Origin of the sequence: Deinococcus alpinitundrae (genome assembly GCF_009982895.1) — a bacterium.
In the GTDB taxonomy this organism is placed as follows: domain Bacteria; phylum Deinococcota; class Deinococci; order Deinococcales; family Deinococcaceae; genus Deinococcus; species Deinococcus alpinitundrae.
On record NZ_WXZL01000399.1, the window covers coordinates 1 to 217 of the forward strand.

Below are 217 nucleotides of genomic sequence, written 5' to 3' on the forward strand. Positions count from 1 at the left end.
CGCAGAGGTTGCCCGCAATCTGGGTATCCCTCCCTACCTGGTGGTGCGCTGGAAGCAGCAACACGAGCAGCAGGGGGCGGCGGGCCGCCCCCAGTTCACTGGACGTGGGGTCGCAGCACTCAGTGAGCAGGAAGCGCGAGTCAAGAAGCTCGAGCGAGAACTCGAAATTACCCGTCAGGAACGCGATATCCTGAAAAAAGCGCTGGCCTTCTTCGCC

At 62.2% G+C, this 217-nt stretch carries 1 protein-coding gene; it reads left to right on the top strand.

Annotation, left to right across the window (positions count from 1 at the left end; genetic code table 11):
- Window positions 1–217, top strand: a 217-nt coding sequence (locus GUI70_RS23895; RefSeq protein ID WP_368733658.1) for a transposase, incomplete at both ends; no start/stop codon positions are given.